Raw genomic sequence first — 12852 nt, 5'->3', positions numbered from 1 at the left:
GGCCGCGGACGGGCAGACCGGCTTAGGTCTGCAACGCGCGAACCAACGATCAGTTCCGACATTTTTCGATTGTTGGACGCGGGGTTGTGACGCTTTGTTTACGTTCGCACGATGAGCGGAACCTGGCCTTCATGTCGGTCCGACAGGAAGGCGGCAACGCGGTCGCCGACCCGTTGGAAGGTGAGATCGATCGCTTTGTCGCCGACCGCCAAGTGCCTGATCATGAGCGTATCGATGCCGATCGGCAGCCTCGGACGCGTGACATGCAATTCGCCCTTCCAGCCATCGATCTCCAGCCCGAGGCATGCCTGCATCAGCATGAAGGTGGAACCGGCCGACCAGGCCTGCGGCAGGCAAGCCACGGGATAGGCGATGGGCGCCTCGCCCGGAGCCCGGGCGAAGCCGCAGAACAGTTCCGGCAGCCGCATGTTGAAATGCACGGCCGACTCGAACGTGCCGCTCATCAGCCGCACCACGCTGTCGCGTTCGCCGTAGCGCGCCAGGCCGACGCCGCAGAGCGCCGTATCGTGCGGCCAGATCGACCCGTTGTGGTAGGACATCGGGTTGAAGAACACCGCGTCGTCGGCAAGCGTCCTCAGCCCCCAGCCGGAATGGAAGGAGGCCGATAGCAGCTGGTCGGCGACCAGCCTGGCCCGCTCGGGCTGCGGCAGTCCGACGAACAGCAGGTGCCCGGCGTTCGACGTTCGGACCTTGCAGGGCTCGCCCTCGCCATCGATGGCCAGGGCGTAGAAATTCATGTCGTCGAGCCAGAAGTCGCGTTCCACGGCGACCCGCATTTCCTCGGCGCGGTTCTCCCAGTGCTCGGCGTCGGCGAATTCGCCGCGGCGGCGTGCGAGCGCCGCCATACCCCGAAAGGCGGCGAAGACGTAGCCCTGCACCTCGACGAGCGCGATCGGCCCTTTTGGAATGCGGCCGTCGGCATGGAACACCGAATCGAAGCTGTCCTTCCAGCCCTGGTTGGCGAGACCGGACTCGGCGGCGCGCTGATAGGTGACGAAACCGGTGGCGCGGCTTGCCTCCTCCGTCCATTCGGCGGCGGCCTTGAGCGAAGGCCACAATTTATCGATGAAGGCCATGTCGCCGGTGCGATCGGCATAGGCGGAAGCCAGATGGATATAAAGCGGCGTGGTGTCGACGCCGCCATAGTAGCGCCCGAAGGGAAGCTCGCGCAGCGCCGCCATCTCACCCTTGCGCGTCTCATGCATGATCTTGCCGGGTTGGGAATCCGAAAAGGGCGACGTTTCGGTCGCCTGGTGCTCGGCCAGAAAAGCCAGCACGCCGCGCGCCAGCCCGGGATTGAGCCAGAGCATCTGCAGGCTCGAGATCACCCCGTCGCGGCCGAACGCCGTCGAGAACCAGGGGATGCCGGCATAGGGATAGGGCCCGGTCGGAAGCTCGGTGGTGAGCAGCGCCACGTCGGCGCGGGCACGCTCGACCCAGTCGTTGAAGACGCGACCCGAACTGTGCACCGTAGCGCCATGACGCCGCTTGGCACGCATGCCGAAGCGGGCCCGTGCCGCCGCGGCGCGGAAACGGTCGCGACTGGGAGCCTCGGAAACTTCCGGTCCGACTTCGACATAAAGCACTTTCTGGCTGCGCTTGGTCACCGCGATCAGGAAGTCGGCGCGGTTGTCGCTCAATTTGTCGGGGGCCTGCGAAAAGCAGATCGCTGACAGCCGTGGGAGCCCGTCGAGGCCATCATAGCCGAGCATGACGGACTCCTTTTCGGTCTTGGCGACATGTGTCGTGCCGCGCTTCACCCGCGTCGAGCCGCGCACCTCGAACATGTCGCGGAAGTCGGCGGCAAAATGCAGCGAGACGGTGATGGTCGAATGCTCGCGGCTGTAGTTTGACAGCGTGATGCGCTCGAACAGCCGGTCCTGCCAGATCAGCCTGACCCGTTCGATATGGATCGCGCCTTGCGGGATGTCGCGGCCAACGGCGCTCTGGATCGGCAGGTTGGTCAGGTTGGACGTGAACAGCACATTGTCCTGGCTGAGCGAGGCGCCGAGCAGCGACATCTGCCTGCCGCCGATGGTCAGCCGAAATTCCGAGAGCACGCGCGTGTCGTCGCGGAAGAACCCGTCGCCCGCCCCTCTGATGTCGCCATAGGCGTCGGCGACCGCGAAGCAATCCCCCTGCTTGAGGGCGAAAAGCCGGTGCGGTTCGCGCGGCGCGGTCTCGTCGAGTGAAGAAAGGGCTACGGCAGGATCGAGCTTGCGCTCGTCGAGTTCCGTCATTCGTCACCTCTTCGTTTGCCCGGCCCTAGAGCATGATGCCGAAAAGTGTGAAGCGCCTTTCGGACGACATTATGCTCTATCTCTCTGATTTACAGCCGGATTGAGATCAGGTCGAACAGACCTGAAATCATCCGGGCCCCACGCATCAAGTCAGGAGGCCTTGGCCTCCGGCATGCCGGTCAGACGCATATAGGCAGCAAGATAGTCGCTTGCCATTCTTGCCGCCGAGAACCTTTTCTCGAACACCGCCCTCACCTGCCGCCGGTCGAGATGGAGAAGCGCGGGCATTGACGCGACCGCGGCGTCGACGCTGTCCACGACGAAGCCGGTGATGCCGTCGTCGACGATTTCCGGCAAGGCGCCTTGGTTCCAGGCGATCACCGGCGTGCCGCAGGCCATTGCCTCGATCGCGACGAGGCCGAACGGCTCCGGCCAGTCGATGGGAAACAGCAGGCCCGCCGCGTTGCCGAGAAATTCGGCCTTCTCGTCCTCGGTGATCTCGCCGACATAGTCGATGCGATCGCCATCGATGAGCGCCTCGATATTGTCGCGGAAGTAGGCGCGGTCGTCGTCGCCGATCTTGGCCGCCAGCTTCAACCTCAACCCGCACCGTCGCGCGATCTCGATGGCGCGGTCCGGCCGCTTGTCGCGCGACAGGCGTCCGAGGAAGGCGAGATATGGTTCTTCCGCCTGCGGCTCATAGGTCGGTTGGTAGGCGTCTAGCGGCAGTCCGTGATGGATCGTAGCGAGCCAGTTCGCGTCGGGCAGGCCGCGCTTTTGACTGTGCGAAATCGAGATCATCGGGAAACGCGGGAAGCGCTTGTAGGCCGGCGCCAGGTCGACATAGTCGAGCCGGCCATGCGGCGTCGTCACCGTCCGCCCCGCGAGTTCTTCGAAGAACGGAAAATGCAGGAAGTGGCTGAGATGGAAATGGATGACGTCGAACTCGCGGGCGCGGTCGCGCACCTCGGCAAGCATCGCCAGATGCGCGGCGATCTCCGATTTCTTCGGCCGCGGATCGAGACGTATCGCCTGGTCGCGTGCGGATACCAGCCGCGCCGAGGTCTTGCTGTCGCCGCTCGCGAACAGCGTGACATCGTGGCCGAGCTCGACCAGCGCTTCGGTGATGTAGAAGACGATCCGCTCGGTCCCGCCATAGAGTTTCGGCGGCACCGATTCATAGAGCGGCGCGACATGGGCAATGCGCATCGGGTCCCTCGGCTGTTGACGCGAAGCAAAATGCGTCAGCCGCCAGATCGTTCCTGCCCAATCGATCGAGGTGCCGTTGGCCGCCGATTTGCCGCGCCGCGATTTGCCCAGGTCTCCGCGCCAGAAGCCACAGCCTCCTGCGCGGGATCCCACTGTTTCCAGCCGGATTATCGCGCCTCTACGACACCCGTTCAATTGATCGGCCAGGCCGGGCGGTAGTATCGAAGGATGCCTGTTCCTTACGTCGATCCCGGCGCCGCCGCGGTGACACGCCACACCGTGTTGCCGACATCGTCGGCAATCAGCAGCGCGCCGAATTTATCGACGGCAACGCCGACCGGACGGCCCCTCGCCTCGCCCTTGTCGTTGAGGAAGCCGGTGACGACGTCCTGCGCCATGCCGTTCGGATGCCCGCCGCTAAACGGCACGAAGACAACCTTGTAGCCATTGAACTGGGAGCGGTCCCAGCTGCCATGCTCGCCGACAAAGGCGCCGCCGCGATAGGATTGCGGCAGGTTGCTTGCGGTGTAGAAGGCGAGCCCGAGCGGCGCGACATGCGAGCTCAGCGCATAGTCCGGCGGGATGGCCTTGGCCACCATGTCCGGCCGCTGCGGCATCACGCGCGGATCGACATGCTGGCCGTAGTAGCTGTAGGGCCAGCCATAGAAGGCGCCGTCCTTCACCGACGTCATATAATCCGGCACGAGGTTCGGGCCGAGCTCGTCGCGCTCGTTGACCACCGTCCACAGCGCCTTGCTCTCAGGCTCGAACGACAGGCCGTTGGGATTACGCAGCCCGCTGGCGAAGATGCGCGAGCGGCCGGTGGCGCGGTCGACCTCCCAGATCGCGGCGCGATCTTTCTCGGCCTGGATGCCGTTCTCGGTGATGTTGCTGTTCGAGCCGACGCCGAGATAGAGCAATGAGCCGTCTGGACTCGCCACCAGGCTCTTCGTCCAGTGGTGATCGATCGGCCCGCCCGGCAGTTCCGTCAGCACCTTGCCCGGCGCCGTGATCTTTGTATCGCCCGGCTGGTAGGGGTAGCGCACGATCGCGTCCGTATTGGCGACATAAAGGTCGTTGCCGACCAGCGCCACGCCGAAGGGCGAATTGAGATGGTCGAGGAACACGCCCTGGTAATCCGGCTTGCCGTCGCCATTGGTGTCGCGCAGCAGCGTGATGCGGTTGCTCGGCCCGGTGTCGCCGCCGGAAGTCACCCAGCTTTCGACCCAGCCCATGACGATATCCTTCGGCCGCTTGACCGATGCTTCATCCGGCCCCTTGGACTCCACCACCAGTATGTCGCCATTGGGCAGCACGTAAATCGAGCGCGGATGCTGAAGTCCCTTGGCCAGCGCCTCGATCTGCAGACCCTGTGCGACGGCCGGCTTTTCATTGTTTTTCCAGCCGACCACCGAGGCCAGATGGATTGGCGGGAACAGGTACTGATTTATCTCCGGCAGTTTCGGGTTCGGGCCGATCTGCGCGTTCGGATCGGTGTTGTCGTCGCTGCAGCCGGCAATGCTCAGCGCCGCTGCGCAGCAGAGCGCCGCGGTCGGCCATCTTATCGCGCAGTCAAACCGTCTCATCGGCCACTCCTACATGATGGCGATAGACCAGCGCCCAGCCGAGCCAGCCGGTGAAGAGCAGAATGATCACCACCAGCGCCGACAGGATCAGTCCGGTCGGCACGACGGACGTCCAGGCATCGCGCGTGTGGATCAGCATGTTGAAGAAGGACAGAACGAGCGCGACGAGGTTGCCGGCCATATGCAGCCATGCCGTCGGCTGGGCGCGTATCCTGCGGCTGCCAAGAAAGTCGGTGAGCCCCGCTATGGCGGCCAGGATACCGACGATGACACCAACGGTCAGGAGCCAGGCCGAGAAATTGGCCCAGGTCATTTCGGCCGTCCGCCAGTAGGCGATGTCGGTGAGCAAGGTCCCGACGAAACAGGCGATCGGGATCGTGACGAGCATGGGATGGATGGGATGGCCGGCTATGCTTGCCGTGGATCGCGGATTGTCCATGCGCAAGCTCCTTTCCGCGCTGCTGCTGGGGCTTAACAGCGCGAAAAGAGGAATGTTCCGCCGGAAATACGAGCGCTCACCGGAAGGTGAACGCCGATATCCCTTCAGTCACGGGTGACCCGGAATGGACCGTTCGATTGCGGCGGGGTCCGCATTCTGCGGATGTCATTTAAGACGGCTGGCATGCCACTTCAGATGATCGTCCATGAAGGTCGAGATGAAATTGTAGGAATGGTCGTAGCCTTCCTGCATGCGCAGGGTCAGATCGATGCCTGCCTTCCCGCAGGCTTCTTCCAGCAGCCATGGCCGAAGGCCCTCCTTCAGGAAACCATCCGCCGTGCCCTGGTCGACGAGAAATTCCGGGAACCGCTTGCCGTCCTCGATCAGCAGCGTCGCATCATAGGCGCGCCAGCTCTTTTCGTCCGATCCGAGATATTTTTCGAAGGCCGGCCGCGACCAGCCGGCCGTCGAGGGCTGCATGATCGGCGCGAAGGCCGAGCAGCTCCGGTAGCGCTGCGGATTCTTCAGCGCGATCGTCAGTGCGCCGTGCCCGCCCATCGAATGGCCGAAGATTGCCTGGCGCGACATGTCGACCGCAAAATTGGCGGCGACCAGCGCAGGCAATTCCTCGGCGATGTAGGAATACATGCGGTAGTTCTTCGCATAAGGCTGCTCGGTCGCGTCGAGATAGAAACCGGCGCCGCAGCCGAATTGCCAATTGTCCTTTTCGTCGGGAACGGCCGGTCCACGCGGGCTGGTGTCGGGACACACGATGACTAGCCCGAGCTCGGATGCCAGGCGCCGGTACTCGCCCTTGTCCATGACATTCGCGTGCGTGCAGGTGAGACCCGACAGATACCACAGGACCGGGAGCCGCCCGTCCTTGGCCCGGGGCGGCACGAAGACGGCGAAGGTCATGTCGCAGGCGCAGGCCTCGGAAGCGTGCGTATAGACGCCCTGGATGCCGCCATGCGATTTGGAGGTGGAAACGACCTTCATCGGTTGCCTCTCGTTGGGAAATCCTGGCCCGGCATAACCGCCGGCCATGGTCGGCGCAACCTGGCGCCTCGGCAAACCACAGGTCTGGCGCGACAAAGGTTAGGTTCGGTTAGGCCGCAGGCGCAATCAGGTCTGGGCCGACTTGCTGAAAACCGGGCACTCCGGAAAGCTTCAGGCCGGAGGCGATTTCCTCGAGCAGGATATCCAGCACACGATCGACGCCAACCTGTCCTGCCACCGCGCCGAACAGCGCGGCGCGGCCGATGGCCGAAGCGGCCGCGCCGCGCGCTTTTGCCTTGATGACGTCCATGCCCGTGCGGATGCCGGAATCGATGAGGATTGGAGCCCGGCCGCCAACGGCCGCATGCACGGCGCTGGTCGCATCGATGCTCGCGACCGCACCGTCGAGCTGGCGGCCGCCGTGATTGGACACCCAGATCCCGTCCGCGCCCTCCGCGATCAATCTCATGGCATCGTCCGGGTGCAGGACACCCTTGACGATCAGCGGCCCCTTCCACCAGTCGCGGATCGTGCGGAAGTCGTCCCAGTCGAAACCCGCGTGGAGATTGCGGCCGACGCGCGCCGCGATCGTCAGCCCCGCGCTGGTATCACCGAGATAGCCTCGGACATTCTCGAACTGCGGCAGGCCGCTGCGAAGCAGGCGAAGCGACCAGGCCGGATGCGCGATCCCTTCGATCATGTGCCGCAAAGAAGGCCTGAGCGGGATCGAAATCCCGTTCCTCAGATCCTTCTCGCGCTTGCCGCCCGTCTGCAGGTCGACAGTGACGACCAGCGCCGAATAGCCGAACTCTTCAGCCTGCCGCACCAGCCGGCGATTGAAATCGAAATCCTTTAGCACATAGAGTTGGAACCAGAGCGGGCCGTGGACAGCCCTTGCCATCCGCTCGATGCCGGTCGTCGCCATGGTCGACAGCGTGTAGGGAATGCCGCGCGCCGCGGCCGCTGAAGCAATGGCGATGTCAGCGCCGGGGCGAACGAGCGCGCAGGACCCCATCGGGCTGATCACCAGCGGCGTCGGATAGGTCCTCGACCACAAGGTGGTGGTGAGATCGGGCTGGGATACGTCGGTAAGAACACGCGGCAGCAGCCGGATACGCTCGAAACCGGCGCGGTTGCCGCGCAAGGTCAGCTCCTGGCCTGCTCCGCCATCGACGAACTCGAAGACGGATTTCGGCAGCCGGCGGCGCGCCAGTTGGCGGAAATCCTCCACCGATACGCAGTGATCGAGCCGCCCCATCGCCTCAGGCCGCGAGCCGGTCGCAGACGTTCCCGGTGATCTCGGCGGTCGATGATTTTCCCTTCAGATCGGCGCTGAGCAGCCCGTTCGCCAGGCATGCCTCCGTCACACGGCGGATCTGTTCGGCGGCCCGAAGCAGCCTTTCATCGTCATGGCCGCGGCCAAGCCAATCGAGCATGGCCGCCGCCGACAGGATCGTGCCGTAGGGATTGGCGATGCCCTTTCCGGCAATGTCCGGCGCCGAGCCGTGCGCCGCCTGGAAGAAACCATTTGCGTCGCCGACCTCCGCCGAGGGCGCCATGCCCATTCCGCCGACCGTCGCCGCGGCAAGGTCGGAGAGGATGTCGCCGAACATGTTCTCGCTGACGATGACGTTGAAATGGCCGGGCTTCAGCACGAGATGCATGGCCATCGCGTCGACCAGCGCATGTTCCGTCTCGATATCGGGATAGTCTTTCGCCACCTCGTCGAAGACGGAGCGGAAAAACGCGTAGCTGCGCAGCACATTCGCCTTGTCGCAGCAGGTCACCCGGCGAACGCCGTCGCGCGGCGCGCCGTTCGACTGGCGCGCCAGCTCGAAGGCCTTGCGCACGATGCGCTCGATACCGGCGCGCGTCTGCACCAGCGTGTCGACCGCCACTTGGCCGCGCAGCAATGCCCCTGCCCCGCGCGCGGCGTAAAGCCCTTCGCTGTTCTCGCGCAGGATGACGTAGTCGATGTCGCCGGCCTTCACCCCGGCGAGCGGGCTCGTCACCCCTTCGAAGAGCCTGATGGGGCGGATGTTGGCGTAGAGGTCGAGCTCGAAACGGAGCCTCAGCGTGAAGTCGAGCCCGGCTTCCGTGCCGTCCGGATAGACCACGCCAGGCAGGCCGCCGGCGCCGTGCAGGATCGCATCCGCCGCCCGGCACGCTTCGAAGGTCGGCCGGGGAAAGCTCTGCCCGGTCTTCAGGAAATGCTCCGCGCCGGCCGGATATTCGGTGAAGCGCAACGGGCAGTCCGGCCCCAGTGCTGCCTTCACCACCTCGACGGCCGCGGCGCACACTTCGGGGCCGATGCCGTCGCCATGCACGACCGCGATCTGGTAGACATCCTTCATCGCCAATCCCTCAGGAACCGCAAATATTCAGATGCATTTGCCGCCGTCGACGTTGAGGTCGACGCCGGTGATCATGCTGGCTTCGTCGGAGCACAGGAACGCCGCGGCGTTGCCCATGTCCTGCGGCGTCGACAGCCGGCCGATCGGAATGGTGGCGACGACGCGGGCGCGGTTTTCCTCGCCGGAGCCGATGAAGGTGGACAGAAGCGGCGTGTCGCCGGCGACCGGATTGATCGCGTTGACGCGGATGCCGAACGGCGCGAGCTCCACCGCCATGGCGCGCGTGGCTGCGATCGCCCAGCCCTTCGAGGCGTTGTACCAGGTGAGGTTCGGACGCGGCGAGACGCCGCCCGTCGAAGCGACATTGAGGATGGCGCCTGCTTTGTTCGATTTGAAATGCGGCACCACCGCGCGGGAGCCGTTGTAGATCGAGCGCATGTTGACGTTGGCGATGCGGTCGAACAGGCCTTCGTCCATCGTCTCAAGCGGCAATGGCGGTTGCGCGACGCCGGCGTTGTTGACGAGTATGTCGAGCCCGCCGAAGACCGATCGCGCCAGCTCGGCGGCCGCGACAAAACTCTCCAGCGTCGAGACGTCGCCCGTGATCGGCCGCACCTTGTCGCCGGCTTCGCCAGCAACGCGCGAAGCCGCGGCTTCGTCGCGATCCATCAGCACGACGGACGCGCCTTCCTCGACGAATTTTCTGACGATGCCTTCGCCAAATCCCGACCCGCCACCGGTGACGATGGCGACCTTGCCAGCAAGTCTCATATCTGTTCCTCCGTTGCCGGCACCATCGGGGAAGACGCGCGCGTTGCACAGTCCGATTATCTGAACGCCCTTTTAGCTTTCCTTGTTTGAGGTCGCCCGAAGCGGGAGTAATAGTCGCCTCGGAATTCGTGAGGAGGAGACGATGACGCTGAACTTCGACCCGAGGGCGAAGGCCACGACGCTCTACCAGGGCGAATTCCGGCCGATGTTCATCGGCGGCAAGTGGGTCGCGGCGCAGTCCGGAGAAGAGATGCAGGCGCTGAACCCGGCGACGGGCGAGGTGCTGGCGACAGTGCCGCGCGGCGGAGCCGCCGATATCGACGCGGCGGTGGCCGCCGCGCGCGCGGCCTTCGAAGGCCCCTGGTCGAAATTCTCGCCCTACGAGCGGCAATGCGTGCTGCTCAGGATCGCCGACCTCTTCGAAAAACATTGGGAAGAGCTCAGCGTCTCCGACACGCTCGACATGGGGCTGCCGATCACGCGCACGCTGGCCAACCGCCGCCGGGTCATCGGCATGCTGCGCTTCTATGGCGGCATGGCGACCGCGCTGCACGGCGAGGCGATCGACAATTCGATCCCCGGCGAGATCGTCACCTTCACCCGACGCGAGCCGGTCGGCGTCGTCGGCGCGATCATTCCCTGGAATGCGCCGACCGCCGCCTCGGTCTGGAAGATTGCGCCGGCTCTCGCCACCGGCTGCACCGTCGTGCTGAAGCCGTCGGAAGATGCGTCGCTGACGCCGCTCCTGATCGCGAAGCTGATGCAGGAAGCCGGCGTGCCCGACGGCGTCGTCAACATCGTCACCGGAACGGGCGCCGAGGCCGGCGCGCGGCTGGCCGAGCACCCGGACGTCAACAAGATCGTCTTCACCGGCTCGACGCTGACCGGCCAGGCGATCGCCCGCGCCGGCGTCACCAATCTCAAGCGCGTCTCGCTGGAGCTCGGCGGCAAGTCGCCGATCATCGTCTGCCGCGACGCCGATATCGACAAGGCCGTGCCGGTCGCGGCAATGGCGGTGTTCGTGCATTCCGGCCAGATCTGCATCGCCGGCTCACGCCTGTTCGTGGCGCGCGAGATCCACGACGAGTTCGTGCGCCGGGTCGCGGAGTTCGCCGGCAAGCTGCGCATCGGCCACGGCATCGAGGCTGAGACCGAGATCGGGCCGCTGATCAACGCAAGGCAGGCCGGCAAGGTCGAAGACTACATCAAGGCCGGCAGCGACGAAGGCGCCAGGCTGGTCGCCGGCGGCTCACGGCTGACGGGCGAGCTCTATGACGGCGGCAACTTCATCGCGCCGACCGTCTTCGGCGCTGTGTCCGACAAGATGACGATCGCGCGGGAAGAAATCTTCGGTCCGGTCATTTCGGCCATGCCCTTCGACACGCTGGATGAAGCCGTGGCGCGTGCCAACGCCACACCCTACGGCCTGGCGGCCGGCATCTTCACCACCAATCTCGGCACCGCGCACAAGCTCGCCCGCCGGGTCAAGGCCGGCTCGGTCTGGGTCAACATGTACCACGCCATCGATCCGGCCGTGCCGTTCGGCGGCATGAAGATGTCCGGCTACGGCCGCGAAGGCGGTATCGAGCACCTGCACGAATATCTGGAGACGAAGGCGGTCTGGATCCAGACCGACTGATAAGGTGAGGCCGGCCTGCAAAGGGAGGGAGGCAAATGCCGCCGACGCCTTCGTCATCCTAGGGCGAAGCAAGGAGCGAAGCGACGCGCGCAGACCCTAGGATCCATGCCTGAACTTGCGAGCGCTGCTGGGGTGAAGAATAGTCACCAGCCGATCCCGTGAAATAGCTCGGACCAAGTCGGATTGGTCTTCTCGATCAGTTCGACCTTCCATTGCCTTGGCCAGCGTTTCAGCGATTTCTCGCGCTGAATAGCGTCGGCGATATCGAAAAACTCTTCGTACCAGACCAAACGCTGCACGTTGTAGCGGCTGGTGAAGCGTGAACCTTGGCCGTCTTGTGCTCCGGAATTCGGCGGGCGAGGTCATTGGTGACACCAATGTAGATCGTGCCGCCCTTCTGGCTCGCGGTCATGTGGACGTATCCGGTCATGTGGCGATCCTAGTCGGTCTGCTGTCAACGACCATTCTGCACCGTGGCGCTCTACGGGCGAGATTCCGGCATGGATCCTAGGGTCTTCGCGCGTCGCTTCGCTCCTTGCTACGCCCTAGGATGACGAACGGAGGGGCTTTCTGCTCCAATTTTGAAGCGCGTGCTCAGCTCGCCAGTTCGCGCAGATTGGTGCGGATCAGGTTCATCAGCTGCTCGGAGAAGGAGTGGTGCACATAGCCGCGCGCGGTAATGATGCCGACGGCGCGATGGGCGTCGCGATGGTCGATCGGCACCACCCGCATGCGCTCGTCGTTGCGCGAGATGGCGATACCGGGCACGACGCAGACGCCCAGCCCCGACGACACCAGCGCCACTGCCGTCTGCGCGCTTTCGACCTCGTATTGCGGCTTGAGCTCGATCCCTTCCGCCGCCGTCAGCCGGTCGAGAAGGCCGCGCACCGCCGTCTTGCGGTTGAGCAGGATCAGCGGGAAGCGCTTGAGGTCGGACAGATTGAGCTTCTTCTCGCCACCATAGGTCTCCATCGGGATGCACGCCATCAGCGGATCGTCCAGGATCGACTCGAACTGGAAGTCGTTGAGGTTCGGCAGCTCGGGGCCGAGATAGAACTCGACCTCCTGCTGCTGCAACAGCGCAAGCGCTGCCTGCGGCGGGGTTTCGATGACCTCGACGATGGAGCGCGGATAGCGCAATTTGAACGTCGCCAATATGTCGCCCAGCCGGCTCGCCGCCAATGTCGGCGCGCAGGCGATCTGCACCTTGCCCTTGCGCCGCGCCGCGATCTCGGTCAGCCGATCGAGGCTGGTCTGTACCTGCGACATCGCATTGGCGATCTCCTCGAACAGCACCTGGCCCTCCGGCGTCAGGCTGGCGCGCTGTGCCGTGCGGATGAAGAGCGAGATGCCGATCTGTTCCTCGAGGTCGCGTATCTGCATGGAGACCGCCGACGGCGAGCGGTTGCTCTCTTCAGCCGCACGTCGGAAGCTGCCGTTTTCCGCGGCAAGCAGGAACGTCTGCAAAAGTTTGAGGTTGATGCTGGACATGTCCGCTCGGGCAGGTGATCTGGCCTCCTGACCTATTCAGACGCGGAACTGATTGCAAGGCAATAGGCCTGCCCAGGCGCCGGCCCGGGCTTAGCCAGCGAAT

The 12852-nt window shown here is 64.6% G+C and carries 10 protein-coding genes and 1 pseudogene; 1 reads left to right on the top strand and 10 read right to left on the bottom strand.

All coding sequences use genetic code 11. The features are described 5' to 3' along the window. Window positions 1–98 precede the first annotated feature (98 nt). The 8 genes from EJ069_RS02550 to EJ069_RS02515 form a co-directional block, all read right to left on the bottom strand. A complete protein-coding gene (locus EJ069_RS02550; protein ID WP_126059933.1) occupies window positions 99–2261 on the bottom strand; it encodes an amylo-alpha-1,6-glucosidase in 2163 nt (720 codons plus the stop codon). Window positions 2262–2411: 150 nt separating this feature from the next. Next, window positions 2412–3470, bottom strand: a complete 1059-nt coding sequence (locus EJ069_RS02545) for a glycosyltransferase family 4 protein (protein ID WP_126059932.1) — start codon at window positions 3468–3470, stop codon at window positions 2412–2414. A 239-nt stretch (window positions 3471–3709) separates the two neighbouring features. Continuing rightward, the gene (locus EJ069_RS02540) at window positions 3710–5056 is read right to left on the bottom strand and encodes a sorbosone dehydrogenase family protein (protein ID WP_126059931.1); all 1347 of its coding nucleotides are present in this window, start codon (window positions 5054–5056) and stop codon (window positions 3710–3712) included. Beyond that, window positions 5043–5495, bottom strand: a complete 453-nt coding sequence (locus EJ069_RS02535) for a DUF2231 domain-containing protein (protein WP_126059930.1) — start codon at window positions 5493–5495, stop codon at window positions 5043–5045. Before EJ069_RS02535 ends, EJ069_RS02540 begins: the two co-directional genes overlap by 14 nt. A gap of 165 nt (window positions 5496–5660) precedes the next feature. Then, entirely contained in the window at window positions 5661–6494 is an 834-nt protein-coding gene (gene fghA, locus EJ069_RS02530) for an S-formylglutathione hydrolase (protein WP_126059929.1), read from the bottom strand. 109 nt (window positions 6495–6603) lie between these two features. Further along, window positions 6604–7752, bottom strand: a complete 1149-nt coding sequence (locus tag EJ069_RS02525; RefSeq protein WP_126059928.1) for an alpha-hydroxy acid oxidase — start codon at window positions 7750–7752, stop codon at window positions 6604–6606. Window positions 7753–7756: 4 nt separating this feature from the next. Next, complete coding sequence (locus EJ069_RS02520; protein ID WP_126059927.1) at window positions 7757–8848, bottom strand: isocitrate/isopropylmalate dehydrogenase family protein; 1092 nt, start codon at window positions 8846–8848, stop codon at window positions 7757–7759. Between the two features lie 27 nt (window positions 8849–8875). Beyond that, on the bottom strand, window positions 8876–9619 hold the full coding sequence (locus tag EJ069_RS02515) for a glucose 1-dehydrogenase (RefSeq protein WP_126059926.1): 744 nt from the start codon (window positions 9617–9619) through the stop codon (window positions 8876–8878). A gap of 142 nt (window positions 9620–9761) precedes the next feature. Between EJ069_RS02515 and EJ069_RS02510 the strand changes: the two genes are divergently transcribed. Next, entirely contained in the window at window positions 9762–11258 is a 1497-nt protein-coding gene (locus tag EJ069_RS02510; protein WP_126059925.1) for an aldehyde dehydrogenase family protein, read from the top strand. A 143-nt stretch (window positions 11259–11401) separates the two neighbouring features. Here EJ069_RS02510 and EJ069_RS02505 read toward each other — a convergent pair. Together EJ069_RS02505 and EJ069_RS02500 are read right to left on the bottom strand one after the other, a co-directional pair. Continuing rightward, window positions 11402–11688, bottom strand: a pseudogene (locus tag EJ069_RS02505) (GIY-YIG nuclease family protein). 164 nt (window positions 11689–11852) lie between these two features. Beyond that, a complete protein-coding gene (locus tag EJ069_RS02500) occupies window positions 11853–12749 on the bottom strand; it encodes a LysR family transcriptional regulator (RefSeq protein WP_126059924.1) in 897 nt (298 codons plus the stop codon). Window positions 12750–12852: the final 103 nt, after the last annotated feature.

Source organism: Mesorhizobium sp. M2A.F.Ca.ET.043.05.1.1, assembly GCF_003952445.1.
In the GTDB taxonomy this organism is placed as follows: Bacteria; Pseudomonadota; Alphaproteobacteria; order Rhizobiales; family Rhizobiaceae; genus Mesorhizobium.
Note: the sequence above shows the minus strand (reverse complement) of the source record. Positions and strands in the feature narration are given on the sequence as shown.

Bases quoted from the DNA above. Each gene is read 5' to 3' on its own strand.
- EJ069_RS02545 (WP_126059932.1), bottom strand. From the start codon at position 3,470: ATGCGCATTGCCCATGTCGCGCCGCTCTATGAATCGGTGCCGCCGAAA.
- fghA (WP_126059929.1), bottom strand. From the start codon at position 6,494: ATGAAGGTCGTTTCCACCTCCAAATCGCATGGCGGCATCCAGGGCGTC.
- EJ069_RS02515 (WP_126059926.1), bottom strand. From the start codon at position 9,619: ATGAGACTTGCTGGCAAGGTCGCCATCGTCACCGGTGGCGGGTCGGGA.
- EJ069_RS02550 (WP_126059933.1), bottom strand. From the start codon at position 2,261: ATGACGGAACTCGACGAGCGCAAGCTCGATCCTGCCGTAGCCCTTTCT.
- EJ069_RS02540 (WP_126059931.1), bottom strand. From the start codon at position 5,056: ATGAGACGGTTTGACTGCGCGATAAGATGGCCGACCGCGGCGCTCTGC.
- EJ069_RS02510 (WP_126059925.1), top strand. From the start codon at position 9,762: ATGACGCTGAACTTCGACCCGAGGGCGAAGGCCACGACGCTCTACCAG.
- EJ069_RS02500 (WP_126059924.1), bottom strand. From the start codon at position 12,749: ATGTCCAGCATCAACCTCAAACTTTTGCAGACGTTCCTGCTTGCCGCG.
- EJ069_RS02525 (WP_126059928.1), bottom strand. From the start codon at position 7,752: ATGGGGCGGCTCGATCACTGCGTATCGGTGGAGGATTTCCGCCAACTG.
- EJ069_RS02535 (WP_126059930.1), bottom strand. From the start codon at position 5,495: ATGGACAATCCGCGATCCACGGCAAGCATAGCCGGCCATCCCATCCAT.
- EJ069_RS02520 (WP_126059927.1), bottom strand. From the start codon at position 8,848: ATGAAGGATGTCTACCAGATCGCGGTCGTGCATGGCGACGGCATCGGC.